Annotated in this window: 15 protein-coding genes; 11 read left to right on the top strand and 4 right to left on the bottom strand. The window is 59.7% G+C overall.

The genetic code is table 11. The annotated features are described in order from the left end of the window. The first annotated feature begins 599 nt into the window (after positions 1–599). From istA to GEV38_RS03845, 5 genes are all read left to right on the top strand, one after another. Positions 600–2,114, top strand: a complete 1,515-nt coding sequence (istA, locus tag GEV38_RS03865) for an IS21 family transposase (protein WP_074198792.1) — start codon at positions 600–602, stop codon at positions 2,112–2,114. 17 nt (positions 2,115–2,131) lie between these two features. Then, complete coding sequence (istB, locus tag GEV38_RS03860; RefSeq protein ID WP_074198791.1) at positions 2,132–2,887, top strand: IS21-like element ISPpu7 family helper ATPase IstB; 756 nt, start codon at positions 2,132–2,134, stop codon at positions 2,885–2,887. 221 nt (positions 2,888–3,108) lie between these two features. Continuing rightward, the gene (locus GEV38_RS03855; RefSeq protein WP_099593658.1) at positions 3,109–3,351 is read left to right on the top strand and encodes a hypothetical protein; all 243 of its coding nucleotides are present in this window, start codon (positions 3,109–3,111) and stop codon (positions 3,349–3,351) included. Then, positions 3,344–4,270 carry a site-specific integrase gene (locus GEV38_RS03850; RefSeq protein WP_247846873.1) on the top strand — a complete coding sequence of 309 codons (927 nt, stop codon included), beginning with the start codon at positions 3,344–3,346 and terminating at the stop codon, positions 4,268–4,270. The genes GEV38_RS03855 and GEV38_RS03850 overlap by 8 nt, the downstream gene beginning before the upstream one ends. Further along, positions 4,267–4,500, top strand: a complete 234-nt coding sequence (locus tag GEV38_RS03845) for a hypothetical protein (protein ID WP_157765889.1) — start codon at positions 4,267–4,269, stop codon at positions 4,498–4,500. The genes GEV38_RS03850 and GEV38_RS03845 overlap by 4 nt, the downstream gene beginning before the upstream one ends. 160 nt (positions 4,501–4,660) lie before the next feature. On the opposite strand, the gene GEV38_RS03840 is transcribed toward GEV38_RS03845, so the two are convergent. Together GEV38_RS03840 and GEV38_RS27560 are read right to left on the bottom strand one after the other, a co-directional pair. Further along, a complete protein-coding gene (locus GEV38_RS03840) occupies positions 4,661–4,861 on the bottom strand; it encodes a hypothetical protein (RefSeq protein ID WP_016711371.1) in 201 nt (66 codons plus the stop codon). Continuing rightward, positions 4,861–5,226: a hypothetical protein gene (locus GEV38_RS27560; RefSeq protein ID WP_013970866.1), complete on the bottom strand. Its 366-nt coding sequence runs from the start codon at positions 5,224–5,226 to the stop codon at positions 4,861–4,863. Before GEV38_RS27560 ends, GEV38_RS03840 begins: the two co-directional genes overlap by 1 nt. Positions 5,227–5,306: 80 nt before the next feature. On the opposite strand from GEV38_RS27560, the gene chrA reads away from it, so the two are divergent. The 6 genes from chrA to GEV38_RS03805 all read left to right on the top strand — a co-directional run bounded on the left by chrA (position 5,307) and on the right by GEV38_RS03805 (position 12,109). Further along, positions 5,307–6,512, top strand: coding sequence for a chromate efflux transporter (chrA, locus tag GEV38_RS03835; protein WP_029380191.1), 1,206 nt, complete (start codon positions 5,307–5,309; stop codon positions 6,510–6,512). A gap of 10 nt (positions 6,513–6,522) precedes the next feature. After that, complete coding sequence (locus tag GEV38_RS03830) at positions 6,523–6,828, top strand: PadR family transcriptional regulator (RefSeq protein ID WP_009405714.1); 306 nt, start codon at positions 6,523–6,525, stop codon at positions 6,826–6,828. A 791-nt stretch (positions 6,829–7,619) separates the two neighbouring features. Further along, on the top strand, positions 7,620–9,299 hold the full coding sequence (locus GEV38_RS03820; RefSeq protein ID WP_000179844.1) for a Mu transposase C-terminal domain-containing protein: 1,680 nt from the start codon (positions 7,620–7,622) through the stop codon (positions 9,297–9,299). Between the two features lie 2 nt (positions 9,300–9,301). Then, positions 9,302–10,210: a TniB family NTP-binding protein gene (locus tag GEV38_RS03815; protein WP_173895564.1), complete on the top strand. Its 909-nt coding sequence runs from the start codon at positions 9,302–9,304 to the stop codon at positions 10,208–10,210. Further along, positions 10,207–11,424: a TniQ family protein gene (locus GEV38_RS03810; RefSeq protein ID WP_173895562.1), complete on the top strand. Its 1,218-nt coding sequence runs from the start codon at positions 10,207–10,209 to the stop codon at positions 11,422–11,424. The genes GEV38_RS03815 and GEV38_RS03810 overlap by 4 nt, the downstream gene beginning before the upstream one ends. Before the next feature lie 61 nt (positions 11,425–11,485). Then, the gene (locus GEV38_RS03805) at positions 11,486–12,109 is read left to right on the top strand and encodes a recombinase family protein (protein WP_003155741.1); all 624 of its coding nucleotides are present in this window, start codon (positions 11,486–11,488) and stop codon (positions 12,107–12,109) included. Between the two features lie 162 nt (positions 12,110–12,271). Here GEV38_RS03805 and GEV38_RS03800 read toward each other — a convergent pair whose 3' ends face one another. Together GEV38_RS03800 and GEV38_RS03795 are read right to left on the bottom strand one after the other, a co-directional pair. After that, positions 12,272–12,826, bottom strand: coding sequence for an aminoglycoside N-acetyltransferase AAC(6')-Ib3 (locus GEV38_RS03800; RefSeq protein WP_032488579.1), 555 nt, complete (start codon positions 12,824–12,826; stop codon positions 12,272–12,274). 31 nt (positions 12,827–12,857) lie between these two features. Next, entirely contained in the window at positions 12,858–13,658 is an 801-nt protein-coding gene (locus tag GEV38_RS03795) for an oxacillin-hydrolyzing class D beta-lactamase OXA-10 (RefSeq protein WP_000846390.1), read from the bottom strand. Positions 13,659–13,678: the final 20 nt, after the last annotated feature.

Raw genomic sequence — 13,678 nt, 5'->3', positions numbered from 1 at the left:
GGCACCATCGACCGGTTTGATTTCGCGCAACAAATACAACGCAGCGCAGTTGCGTTGTTTGCCCGCCCCCGTTTTCGTAAGCTGATCAGGAACCAAACCGCACTGCCCGGCAGTCGTTACCCGTGTGATTCGTGGGTTGCGACAGTGGCAGGGGGCTCAGCCTGCGTCATCGCGGGCATTAGCCCATCGGCCACACCTGCGTCATCGCGTGTGTGCCCGGCCCAACGCCGACTACGTATCGGGACCATCAACGACCAATCACTTGAGGAGTGAAGACAACCCAACATGGTCAGCCAGACCCAATGGCAGCCGAACCTGAGCGGACACTCAGGAACTCACTCGGAGAATCCGAGTAGGCGTGAACAGTCCCCGCCTGCATCTCATGCTAAGGGGGGTGCGGATTTCACGGTCATCTGGCCACCCATTCCATGAGCATCTGACCACCGATTCCACGGTGATCCGGCCACCCATTCCACGCGCATCCGGCCACTGATTCCACGGCCATCCGGCCACCCAACCGGGTAGGCAGCTACGCAGGATTTCTTCACTACCATCGACCTCTTTTTCGAAGCAGAGAGGTCGTCGTGGAGCGTTTATCCATGCGTAAGATTCGCGAAGTACTACGTCTCAAGTTCGAGGTCGGACTATCGGCTCGCCAGATTGCGGTCAGCGTGCAGGTCGGTCGTGTCACCGTCGGCGACTACCTCAATCGTTTTGCCGCCAGCGGCCTCACCTGGCCCTGTTCGCTGTCCGATGCCGAGTTGGAGCAGCAACTGTTCCCGCCGGCCCCGGCGGTTGCCAGTGAGAAGCGGCCTTTACCCGATTGGGCATGGGTGCATGCCGAACTGCGCCGCCCCGGCGTAACCCTGGCGCTGCTCTGGCAGGAGTACCGTCTGAGCCAGCCGCAGGGCTTTCAGTACAGCTGGTTCTGTGAGCACTACCGAGCCTGGCAGGGCAAGCTGGACGTGGTGATGCGCCAGGAACATCGCGTTGGCGAGAAGTTGTTCGTCGACTACGCCGGGCAGACGGTGCCGGTGATCGACCGCTATAGCGGCGAGATCCGCCAGGCGCAGGTGTTCGTCGCGGTACTCGGCGCCTCCAGCTACACCTTCGCCGAAGCGACCTGGTCGCAGCAGTTGCCGGACTGGCTGGGCTCCCATGTCCGCTGCTTCGCCTTCCTCGGCGGCGTGCCGGAGATCGTGGTGCCGGACAACCTGCGCAGCGCGGTGAGTAAGAGTCATCGCTACGAGCCGGACATCAACCCGAGCTACCGCGATCTGGCCGAGCACTATGGCGTGGCGGTGGTGCCGGCGCGGGCGCGTAAGCCGCGCGACAAGGCTAAGGCCGAGGTCGGCGTGCAGGTGGTCGAGCGCTGGATCCTCGCCGCGCTGAGGAACCGCCAGTTCTTCTCCCTGGATGAACTCAACAGCGCCATCGCCTTATTGCTGGAGCGGCTCAACCGACGACCGTTTCGCAAGCTGCCGGGCTCCCGGCAGTCGGCCTTCGAAGCCCTGGATCGTCCAGCGCTGCGCCCCCTGCCGGAGCAACCCTACGTCTACGCCGAGTGGAAGAAGGCGCGGGTGCACATCGACTACCACGTCGAGGTCGATGGGCATTACTACTCGGTGCCGTACCAACTGGTGAAGAAGCAACTGGAAGTACGGCTGACGGCGCGCACCGTCGAGTGTTTCCACGCCAACCAGCGAGTGGCCAGCCACCTGCGCTCAATGCACAAGGGCAGGCACAGCACGCAGACCGAGCACATGCCCAAGAGCCATCGCGAGCACGCCGAGTGGACGCCACAACGGCTGATCCGCTGGGCTGAGCAGACCGGGCCGAACACCGCCGGCGTGATCAGCCACATCCTCGAACGGCGCATCCACCCGACTCACGGCTACCGGGCCTGCCTGGGCATCCTGCGCCTGGGCAAGACCCATGGCGAAGTGCGCTTGGAGCTGGCCTGCCGACGCGCCCTCAGCCTCGGCGCGTGCAGCTACAAGAGCCTCGAATCGATCCTGCGCCAGGGGCTGGAAAACCTGCCACTGGCTCAAGCCAACCTGCCTCTACTGCCAGACGACCACGCCAACCTGCGCGGCCCCGGCTACTACCACTGACCCCAAGGAATCCCACCATGCTGCCCCATCCGACCCTGGACAAGCTCCAGACCCTGCGCCTGACCGGCATGCTCAAGGCACTCGCCGAGCAACTGAAAACCCCGGACATCGACAGCCTGAGCTTCGAGGAACGCCTCGGCCTGCTGGTCGACCGCGAGCTGACTGAACGCGACGACAAGCGCCTGAGCAGCCGTCTGCGCCAGGCCCGGCTCAAGCACAACGCCTGCCTCGAAGACATCGACTACCGCAGCCCGCGCGGACTTGATAAGGCGCTGATCTTGCAACTGAGCAGTGGCCAGTGGCTGAGCGACGGCCTCAACCTGATCATCGGCGGCCCCACCGGTGTCGGTAAAACCTGGCTGGCCTGTGCCCTGGCCCACCAGGCCTGCCGAGAGGGCTACAGCGTGCGCTATCTGCGCCTGCCACGTTTGCTGGAAGAACTGGGTCTGGCCCATGGCGACGGCCGCTTCGCCAAGCTGATGAGCAGCTACGCCAAGACCGACCTGCTGATCCTCGACGACTGGGGCCTGGCCCCGTTCACCGGCGAGCAACGGCGCGACATGCTGGAGCTACTGGACGACCGTTACGGCCAGCGCTCGACCATCGTCACCAGCCAGATGCCGGTGGACAACTGGCACGAACTGATCGGCGATCCGACCCTGGCCGATGCCATCCTCGACCGCCTGGTGCACAACGCTTATCGGATCAATCTGAAGGGTGAATCAATGCGCAAACGGACGCAGAAATTGACGACGCCAGCCAACCCGGACTAACAATGCCACCCCTGCGTCGCTGCGCTCCGACTGCCCGGCCGGATGGCCGTGGAACAGGTGGCCAGATGGCCGTGGAATGCCTGGCCAGATGAGCGTGGACTGGGTGGCCGGATGGCGTGGAATCCGCAGGGGGCGAACAGGCACACAACGAACCATCTCCGGATGGTGTGTCGCTGAACCGGCAACGGTCAGGAGTTCTTACACCTGATAGAGAGAATCCCATGAGCGAATTCGATGCGCAGAGCATTACTGCACGCCTCAAGGCCGAATCAAGGATTCGGAGAAAACCCCGAACTTATGCCCAGCGTCGCTCATTGTTGGATAACTATAAATACGAGCTGTTGCAGCTTGATTCAGCAGGCTGCAATGGCACCGAACTGCAACGCTGGATAGCGGAAAGAGGTATCAAGATTCAACGCTCTACAGTGCACCGATGGCTACATCGGAATCGCCTGAGTGGCTAAGTTTGCCAAGCCTACAACGCAAGCTGCATCCGTGATGAAAAAGCTCCAGGGCACCCAAATTCGATCCGTGGGCACTGTCCGTAACTACGAGCAGCGGTTGGTACGCATCACCGCTTACCTACAGCAGCATCGCTTAGGCAGCCTCCGCGAAATGACCCCTGATCGCGCGATTAGCTACCTCCAGCAAAGGGCGACGACCGTGGGTCAGAAAACACTCGATATGGAGCGTCAGGCTCTCCAGGCCATGATGCAACACGTCACCCTACAACTGCCGATAGGCCGGTCTCTGGAAGTAATTAAAAGCAGCGCGACCGCTCGCACCAGCACGAAGCAGCACCCGACTTTGGGTCGCCGTTTGGCCAACCAAACACGAGCATATAACCGCGAGCAGATGACGCTGATCGCCTCTCGGCAAGCTCCTCACAACTCGCTTGCGACAGAGATTGCATACGCAGCGGGTCTCCGTGCTCATGAATTGCTGAGTCTCCAAAGAACTCATCGCCGTGTAGCGGATGAACGTCCAACGCACGGGATGAAATTTGCAGGAATTCGGGAAACTACGATCAGCTACACCGTTCACGGTAAAGGTGGACTAGTTCGCGAGGTGCGTATCCCGATTCCACTGGCTCAACGATTAGAAAGGACCCGGCTGGCGGCACCACGGGGCGTAACGGATCGCGGCATCAACTACCAGCAATTCTATGCAATTGGCGGCGGCCAGCCTTGGAGCAAAAGCGTCAGCACTGCCTCGAAGGAAGCTCTCGGCTGGTCAAATGGCGCACATGGATTACGCCACACGTACGCTCAAGAGCGAATGGCTTCGCTACAACGTCATCTCCCACGGAAACAAGCCTTGGAGGTGGTCTCACAGGAACTAGGCCATTTCCGCCCTGAGATTACCGAGGTCTATCTGCGTTGAGCACCACTATCGATCCAACCCTGATTCACAGCTGCCTTCTCTTCGTTTTAGGTGCGTCGCTCATTCTAATTGTCGTGCTCCTCCTCCTACTCATCGAGAGCAAAAAAGCTATAGCGCAAACTGAAACGTTGCTGGATGCCAGCACTCAGCGACAGCTAGCTCTGCACAAAGAACAAGGCGAAGAAATTGAAGCTCTCGAACAACTGCACCTTGAGCGCTTAGCTGCGTAAGCGTACGGGGAATACGCCTTGCGTAGATCAGCCAGGCATCCTGGGAAATTGCACCTCTCTTGACCAAGCGTTTGCATTGCACTTGACCACCTGTTGGCATCGGATTTGACCAGCCAATTGCATTGGATCTGACCACTCAAAGCACGGCGTAACTGAATAGCTACAAAAACGATGTGGGCGGCATCATCTGCGGCGTGCCATCAATGATGCACATCCAGCCCCAGGTTTTGAGTGCTGGAGTCTTGTTGAACTCTTTCACCAAATCGGCGGCGATCTGCCCTATGTCGATCTGCAGTGCGAACTGCGGCCGCATCGCGTGCATAACATCTACCCCCACATCGCCGGCCAGAAGTTCGCACATCAGTCTGGTGCGTAGCTTCCAAGGAGTTCTTTCCGCGTCGTTCCGGATGCTGAAAGACCATGGTGTCCAGATGGGCCGACGCGCGGCAGTTGGTCGAAGAACGCCAGTGAGCCTGCGCCCAGGGTTGCCGTGAAGGCAGCCGGCAAGCTGAACTTCACCACAACCGACCAATCAGTCTGCTGGGCCATCAGCCCGAGCTTAAAAAGATTGTTGGCGAAGTGCACCACGGCGGTGGCCGCAATAGCGAGCTGCAAGGGGAAGAAAAGGGCAAATACTGGCATCAGCGCTGTCCCTTGACCGAAGCCAGAGAGCAACGTCAGCCCTGAAGCCAGCAGTGCCGCAAAGCCGATCAGAATGAGTTCCATGATGGTCGACCTCAATTATCGATTTACGCTATCGTACATCGATAATTTCATCCAACCCTGTCACAGATCAAGTAATGACCATGACTGAGATCACCAAGACTGACCGTAGCCCTTGGGCTGTTTTTTTGATCTTCCTCTGCTTGGGGCTCACCTCCTTCGGCGGCCCAATCGCACACCTGGGCTATTTCCGCGATGAGTTCGTGGTGCGTCGACAATGGTTGAGCGAGCGCAGCTATGCGGATCTTGTCGCCCTTTGCCAGTTTCTGCCAGGGCCGGCCAGCAGCCAGGTCGGTATCGCGCTCGGTCTGTCGCGCTCTGGCTATCGCGGCGCGCTGGCCGCGTGGCTGGGCTTCACCTTGCCCTCCGCAATTGCCCTGATCCTCTTCGCACTCGGCATCGCCAGTTATGGTGATGCCATGCCTGCTGGCGTGCTGCACGGTTTGAAGGTGGTGGCCGTGGCAGTGGTCGCCCAGGCGGTCTGGGGCATGGCGCGCAATCTGTGTCCCGATGCACCGCGTATTTCCATCATGGCGGCGGCGACCTGCTTCGTGCTGCTCATACCCTCTGCCTGGGGGCAAGTGAGTGTCATCATCCTTGCAGCCATCGTCGGCCTGCTGCTGTTCAAACCGCAACAGGGAGAGGCCCATGATCCACTGCCGATCAGCGTGCGGCGTCGCGTTGGCCTGTTCTGGCTGGCGCTGTTCTTTGCTCTTCTGCTGGGGCTGCCGTTGCTAGCAGCTGTGTTCCCGAATCAGACATTGGCGATGGTGGATGCCTTCTACCGCGCCGGCTCGCTGGTATTCGGTGGCGGGCATGTCGTGCTGCCGCTGTTGCAAGCTGAGGTCGTACCAACAGGCTGGGTCGACAATGATGCATTCCTCGCGGGCTATGGTGCGGCGCAGGCCGTGCCGGGGCCTCTGTTCACCTTTGCAGCCTTTCTCGGCGCCTCGATGAACCAAGCACCAACTGGCTGGCTTGGCGGCCTGATCTGCCTTCTGGCGATCTTTGCGCCGTCTTTCCTGCTGGTGGTGGGTGCCCTGCCGTTCTGGGAACACCTGCGCCGTAACCTGCGCACGCAGGCTGCACTGCTCGGCATCAATGCGGCCGTGGTCGGCCTGCTGCTGGCTGCTCTCTACCAGCCCGTGTGGACGAGTGCGATTCATGGCCCGCAAGACTTCGGCCTGGCCCTTGTGGCACTGGTGGCGTTGATGTTCTGGAAGCTGCCGCCGTGGCTGGTCGTGCTGGGCAGCGGTATCCTAGGCGGGCTGTTGAGCATTGCCCTGTGAGAGGCGGCGAATGACCGACAAAGACCTCTACGGCGGGTTGATCCGCCTGCACATCCTGCACCACGCCGCCGAGGCTCCCATCTTCGGGCTGGCCATCATCGAAGAGTTGCGACACCACGGCTACGAGCTTAGCGCGGGCACGCTGTATCCGATGCTGCACGGTCTGGAAAAGAAAGGTTATCTGCGCTCGCACCATGAGCGTACCGGGCGCCGTGAGCGACGCATGTACGAGATTACCGATGAAGGCCGAGTCGCGTTGGCGGATGCCAAAGTCAAGGTCAGGGAGTTGTTCGGAGAGTTAATCGAAGGGCGCTGATGGCCTTATCCGGAGTGCCTGCGGCCAGCTACTTGCTTTCATGACCGCGCACTGACCGAAAGCAGTGGTCTATTAGCTACGTCCGCTTTTGGCCGATTCTGTTAAAAAAGTCGACCATGGTTTCCGCAGCAGAAAAGTATGCGTCCGAGATTGAAATCTTTACTTTCGGCAGAGGCTTCCGGACTCAGATTTCACGTAGCAGTGTGCAAAAAAGGCGTTTTAACCAGTCAATGACCGGGCTGTTTGGGCGAACCGACTTTTTCAACAGAGTCGGTCGATTTCTGCCGGTCAGGGCGTACCCGTGCGCGGTTCAAATTCGATGCAAACAACTGGTCAAGTCGAGTGCAAACGGGTGGTCAAGTCCATGCAATTACGCAGCATCCACTGATGCGGCAGTAGATGTTCGATCTCACTAGCTGTAACGGCTCGCGTTTGAAAACGGCCGGGCTCGCAATCGATGCAATTTCCAGCTCAGATTAACTGCGGCTGACGAAGCCCTCGGGCTCACATTAGCTGCGAGCGAGCTTGCATTCAGCCGCGCCGGCTTGCATTTAATCTCAATGGGCTCACGCTTTCTGCAACTGAACGCCCCTCGCTCAGACCGTCCAATAAACCAGGGTTTGTTGGACGGCCGTCTCTCAGCAGGCAACTGTCATTTTCAGAAGACGACTGCACCAGTTGATTGGGCGTAATGGCTGTTGTGCAGCCAGCTCCTGACAGTTCAATATCAGAAGTGATCTGCACCAATCTCGACTATGCTCAATACTCGTGTGCACCAAAGCGAGGTGAGCATGGCGACGGACACCCCACGGATTCCAGAACAAGGCGTGGCCACTCTGCCTGATGAGGCTTGGGAGCGTGCGCGCCGTCGTGCGGAGATCATCAGTCCGTTGGCGCAGTCGGAGACGGTCGGGCACGAAGCGGCCGATATGGCGGCTCAGGCGCTGGGCTTGTCTCGGCGCCAGGTATACGTTCTGATCCGGCGTGCCCGGCAAGGCAGCGGCCTCGTGACGGATCTGGTGCCCGGCCAGTCCGGTGGAGGTAAAGGTAAGGGGCGCTTGCCGGAACCGGTCGAGCGCGTCATCCACGAGCTACTGCAAAAGCGGTTCCTGACCAAGCAGAAGCGCAGCCTAGCGGCCTTTCACCGCGAAGTCACTCAGGTGTGCAAGGCTCAAAAACTGCGAGTGCCGGCGCGCAATACCGTGGCCTTACGGATCGCTAGCCTTGACCCGCGCAAGGTCATCCGCCGGCGGGAAGGCCAGGATGCCGCTCGTGACCTACAAGGTGTGGGCGGCGAGCCTCCTGCCGTGACCGCGCCGCTGGAGCAGGTGCAGATAGACCATACGGTCATCGACCTGATCGTGGTCGATGACCGCGACCGGCAACCTATTGGCCGCCCGTACCTGACCCTCGCCATCGACGTGTTCACCCGCTGCGTGCTCGGCATGGTCGTCACGCTGGAAGCGCCGTCTGCCGTTTCGGTTGGCCTGTGCCTCGTGCATGTCGCCTGCGACAAGCGCCCTTGGCTGGAAGGACTGAACGTGGAAATGGATTGGCAGATGAGCGGCAAGCCCTTGCTGCTCTACCTAGACAACGCGGCCGAGTTCAAGAGCGAGGCCCTGCGCCGGGGTTGCGAGCAGCATGGCATCCGGCTGGACTATCGCCCGCTGGGACAGCCGCACTATGGCGGCATCGTGGAACGGATCATCGGCACGGCGATGCAGATGATTCACGACGAACTGCCGGGAACGACCTTCTCCAACCCTGACCAGCGCGGCGACTACGATTCCGAAAACAAGGCCGCCCTGACGCTGCGCGAGCTAGAGCGCTGGCTCACATTGGCGGTCGGCACCTACCACGGTTCGGTGCACAACGGCCTGCTCCAACCGCCGGCCGCGCGCTGGGCCGAGGCCGTGGCGCGTGTCGGCGTACCGGCCGTCGTCACACGCGCTACTTCGTTCCTGGTCGATTTTCTGCCGATCCTCCGGCGCACGCTGACCCGCACCGGCTTTGTCATCGACCACATCCACTACTACGCCGATGCGCTCAAGCCGTGGATTGCGCGGCGTGAACGCTGGCCGTCCTTTCTGATCCGGCGCGATCCGCGCGACATCAGCCGTATCTGGGTCCTGGAACCGGAGGGACAGCATTACCTGGAAATTCCCTACCGTACCTTGTCGCATCCGGCTGTCACCCTCTGGGAACAACGGCAGGCGCTGGCGAAACTGCGGCAGCAAGGGCGCGAACAGGTGGATGAGTCGGCGCTGTTCCGCATGATCGGCCAGATGCGTGAGATTGTGACCAGCGCGCAGAAGGCCACACGCAAGGCGCGGCGTGACGCGGATCGCCGCCAGCACCTCAAGACATCAGCTCGGCCGGACAAGCCCGTTCCGCCGGATACGGATATTGCCGACCCGCAGGCAGACAACTTGCCACCCGCCAAACCGTTCGACCAGATTGAGGAGTGGTAGCCGTGGACGAATATCCCATCATCGACCTGTCCCACCTGCTGCCGGCGGCCCAGGGCTTGGCCCGTCTTCCGGCGGACGAGCGCATCCAGCGCCTTCGCGCCGACCGCTGGATCGGCTATCCGCGCGCAGTCGAGGCGCTGAACCGGCTGGAAGCCCTTTATGCGTGGCCAAACAAGCAACGCATGCCCAACCTGCTGCTGGTTGGCCCGACCAACAATGGCAAGTCGATGATCGTCGAGAAGTTCCGCCGCACCCACCCGGCCAGCTCCGACGCCGACCAGGAGCACATCCCGGTGTTGGTCGTGCAGATGCCGTCCGAGCCGTCCGTGATCCGCTTCTACGTCGCGCTGCTCGCCGCGATGGGCGCGCCGCTGCGCCCACGCCCACGGTTGCCGGAAATGGAGCAACTGGCTCTGGCACTGCTGCGCAAGGTCGGCGTGCGCATGCTGGTGATCGACGAGCTGCACAACGTGCTGGCCGGCAACAGCGTCAACCGCCGGGAATTCCTCAACCTGCTGCGCTTCCTCGGCAATGAGCTGCGCATCCCATTGGTCGGGGTCGGCACGCGCGACGCCTACCTGGCCATCCGCTCGGATGACCAATTGGAAAACCGCTTCGAGCCCATGATGCTGCCGGTGTGGGAGGCCAACGACGATTGCTGCTCACTGCTGGCCAGCTTCGCCGCTTCGCTTCCATTGCGGCGACCCTCGTCGATTGCCACGCTGGACATGGCCCGCTACCTGCTCACACGCAGCGAGGGCACCATCGGCGAACTGGCGCACTTGCTGATGGCGGCGGCCCTCGTCGCCGTGGAGAGCGGCGAGGAAGCGATCAACCACCGCACGCTCAGCATGGCCGATTACACCGGCCCAAGCGAGCGGCGTCGGCAATTCGAGCGGGAACTGATGTGAAGCCAGCGCCACGCTGGCCGCTGCATCCGGCTCCCAAGGAAGGCGAAGCCTTGTCTTCATGGCTCAACCGCGTGGCCCTTTGCTATCACATGGAGGTGTCCGACCTGCTGGAGCACGATCTTGGTCACGGCCAGGTTGATGACCTGGATACCGCGCCACCACTGTCGCTGCTGATGATGCTCTTCCAGCGGAGCGGTATCGAGCTGGATCGGCTGCGCTGCATGAGTTTCGCCGGCTGGGTGCCTTGGCTACTGGACAGCCTTGATGATCAGATTCCAGCCGCATTGGAAACCTATGCGTTCCAGCTCTCGGTACTGCTGCCGAGACTCCGCCGTAAGACGCGATCCATCACGAGCTGGCGTGCCTGGCTGCCCACCCAACCGATACACCGCGCCTGTCCGCTCTGCCTGAACGATCCGGAGAACCAAGCCGTACTGCTCGCGTGGAAGCTGCCCCTGATGCTGAGCTGCCCACTGCATGGCTGCTGGCTGGAATCCTATTGGGGCGTGCCAGGGCGGTTTCTCGGCTGGGAGAACGCCGACGCCGAACCGCGCACTGCCAGCGACGCGATTGCGGCGATGGACCAGCGTACCTGGCAGGCACTGACAACCGGTCACGTGGAGCTGCCGCGCCGACGCATCCACGCCGGATTGTGGTTTCGACTTCTTCGCACGCTGCTCGATGAGCTGAACACCCCGCTTTCCGCGTGCGGAACCTGCGCGGGGTATCCCCGCCAAGTCTGGGAAGGCTGCGGGCATCCGCTGCGTGCTGGGCAAAGTCTGTGGCGACCGTATGAAACCCTGAATCCGATAGTACGGTTACAGATGCTGGAGGCGGCGGCAACGGCAATCAGCTTGATTGAGGTGAGGGACATCAGCCCGCCAGGCGAGCAGGCAAAGCTATTCTGGTCCGAGCCCCAAACCGGGTTCACCAGTGGCCTGCCGACGAAAGCGCCGAAGCCCGAGCCCATCAATCACTGGCAGCGTGCAGTCCAGGCCATCGACGAGGCCATCATTGAAGCGCGACACAACCCCGAGACGGCACGCTCGCTGTTCGCGTTGGCTTCCTATGGTCGGCGCGATCCCGCTTCCTTGGAACGGTTGCGCGCCACCTTCGTGAAGGAAGGCATCCCGCCGGAATTTCTGTCACATTACCTGCCTGATGCACCCTTTGCATGTCTTAAACAAAATGACGGGTTAAGTGACAAATTTTGACGGATAGAGCTTTCCGGCTCACACTGTCACATAATCGAACGTATACGTGACGGGTGAAAAGGTGCTGATCGGCTACATGCGGGTATCGAAGGCGGACGGATCCCAGTCCACCAATTTGCAACGCGATGCGCTCATCGCCGCTGGTGTGAGCCTTGCGCACCTTTACGAGGATCTGGCCTCGGGCAGGCGCGATGATCGCCCAGGGTTGGCTGCTTGCCTGAAGGCGCTTCGTGAAGGGGACACGCTGATCGTGTGGAAGCTCGATCGGCTTGGCCGTGATCTGCGCCACCTGATCAACACCGTGCACGACCTAACTGCGCGTAGCGTGGGCCTGAAGGTCCTGACCGGTCACGGTGCGGCGGTCGACACGACGACTGCCGCCGGCAAGCTTGTGTTCGGTATTTTTGCCGCGCTGGCCGAGTTCGAGCGTGAGTTGATTTCCGAGCGAACAGTCGCTGGACTTATCTCGGCGCGCGCTCGCGGCAGGAAAGGGGGGCGCCCCTTCAAGATGACCGCCGCCAAGCTACGCCTGGCGATGGCCAGCATGGGGCAACCGGAAACCAAGGTGGGCGATCTCTGCGAAGAACTCGGGATTACCCGGCAGACGCTCTACCGGCACGTGTCGCCCAAGGGCGAACTGCGGCCAGACGGCGTAAAGCTGCTCTCCCTCGGTTCAGCCGCATAAATGGAGGCGACCTGGAACGGGGCGCTGTTCAGTGCGGCAACGATCCGATTACCGGTGTCGACCCAGAGCAGCCGTAGAGCTTTTGGGAAAGCTGTCGTTCAACGTTTGACATGAGGGGCGGCCAAGGGCGCCAGCCCTTGGACGTCCCCCTCGATGGAAGGGTTAGGCATCACTGCGTGTTCGCTCGAATGCCTGGCGTGTTTGAACCATGTACACGGCTGGACCATCTGGGGTGGTTACGGTACCTTGCCTCTCAAACCCCGCTTTCTCGTAGCATCGGATCGCTCGCAAGTTGCTCGGCGACGGGTCCGTTTGGATCTTGGTGACCTCGGGATCATTGAACAGCAACTCAACCAGAGCTCGAACCAGCTTGGTTCCCAAGCCTTTGCCCAGTTGTGATGCATTCGCCAGTAACTGGTCTATTCCGCGTACTCCTGGATCGGTTTCTTCTTCCCACCATCCGTCCCCGCTTCCAAGAGCAACGTACGACTGGGCATACCCAATCGGCTCTCCATTCAGCATTGCAATGTATGGAGTGACGGACTCTTGCGCTAAAACGCTTGGCAAGTACTGTTCCTGTACGTCAGCAAGTGTCGGGCGTGCTTCTTCTCCGCCCCACCACTCGACGATATGAGATCGATTTAGCCACTCATAGAGCATCGCAAGGTCATGCTCAGTCATGAGGCGCAGTGTGACGGAATCGTTGCTGTTGGTCACGATGCTGTACTTTGTGATGCCTAACTTTGTTTTAGCCACCAATGATGCCCTCACTTTCCATGATTTTGGTGGGAATGGATTTTCTTAGCGGCAACTTACTTTCGTTGTCTATATCCATGTTAAAGGCGAAAAAGTAAACCTCTGTCTCCTTCTCAACCCACCCAACCCACCATGCGACACCAGGATTTGACTCAGTTCCCACACCAGAAAAACCAGTTTTTGAATGCACTAGATATTCAGGTGCCGCCTCCGTTACCAAAGCCTCTTTTACTATTAGCTGGTTTTCTTTAGATGCTGACAATTTATTTAAATATAGAGACTCTAGAAACTCCACTTGATTAACTGCGGAAATTCTAAGCTGGCCTTCCAACCAGAATTTGTCAATGCCACCACTGATATTCTGGTTGCCATAGGAAAATTTTTTAAGGTATTTCTGCATTCTTACTTCGCCAACTTCTCTGGCGATTTGTTGAAATACGGGAACAGCTGAAACTTGTATTGCCCCTCTTAAGGTCAAGTCTCTTTCCCATTGCTTCATGGCTCTTGGCTTTCCGTCCCATTTGAAAACCTGATGCTCATTCTTTATGACACCAGTTTCTAGGCCGATAATTGCGTTGGGGATCTTAAATGTTGATGCTGGAAGATATTCCTTTGATGCACGAGCTAAGTCATTGGTAGCGCAGGATTTACTGCTACTTTTACAAAGCACGAAGACACCATTGACGGCTTCGGCAGAGAACTCTTTGTTCCAAGACGTATTTTCTGTAATTGAACCAGCTAATGCCGTACTCGAAAGACACGCGATAATTACATATGCGGCAAATGTTTTCATGGCACCTTCTTGGTGGCTAA

This window comes from Pseudomonas sp. 13159349, assembly GCF_013305685.1.
GTDB classification, from domain to species: Bacteria; Pseudomonadota; Gammaproteobacteria; order Pseudomonadales; family Pseudomonadaceae; genus Aquipseudomonas; species Aquipseudomonas asiatica.
This window is presented reverse-complemented; position numbering and strand designations above follow the sequence as displayed.

Bases quoted from the DNA above. Each gene is read 5' to 3' on its own strand.
- istA (WP_074198792.1), top strand. From the start codon at position 600: ATGCGTAAGATTCGCGAAGTACTACGTCTCAAGTTCGAGGTCGGACTA.
- istB (WP_074198791.1), top strand. From the start codon at position 2,132: ATGCTGCCCCATCCGACCCTGGACAAGCTCCAGACCCTGCGCCTGACC.
- GEV38_RS03855 (WP_099593658.1), top strand. From the start codon at position 3,109: ATGAGCGAATTCGATGCGCAGAGCATTACTGCACGCCTCAAGGCCGAA.
- GEV38_RS03840 (WP_016711371.1), bottom strand. From the start codon at position 4,861: ATGTGCGAACTTCTGGCCGGCGATGTGGGGGTAGATGTTATGCACGCG.
- GEV38_RS27560 (WP_013970866.1), bottom strand. From the start codon at position 5,226: ATGGAACTCATTCTGATCGGCTTTGCGGCACTGCTGGCTTCAGGGCTG.
- chrA (WP_029380191.1), top strand. From the start codon at position 5,307: ATGACTGAGATCACCAAGACTGACCGTAGCCCTTGGGCTGTTTTTTTG.
- GEV38_RS03830 (WP_009405714.1), top strand. From the start codon at position 6,523: ATGACCGACAAAGACCTCTACGGCGGGTTGATCCGCCTGCACATCCTG.
- GEV38_RS03820 (WP_000179844.1), top strand. From the start codon at position 7,620: ATGGCGACGGACACCCCACGGATTCCAGAACAAGGCGTGGCCACTCTG.
- GEV38_RS03795 (WP_000846390.1), bottom strand. From the start codon at position 13,658: ATGAAAACATTTGCCGCATATGTAATTATCGCGTGTCTTTCGAGTACG.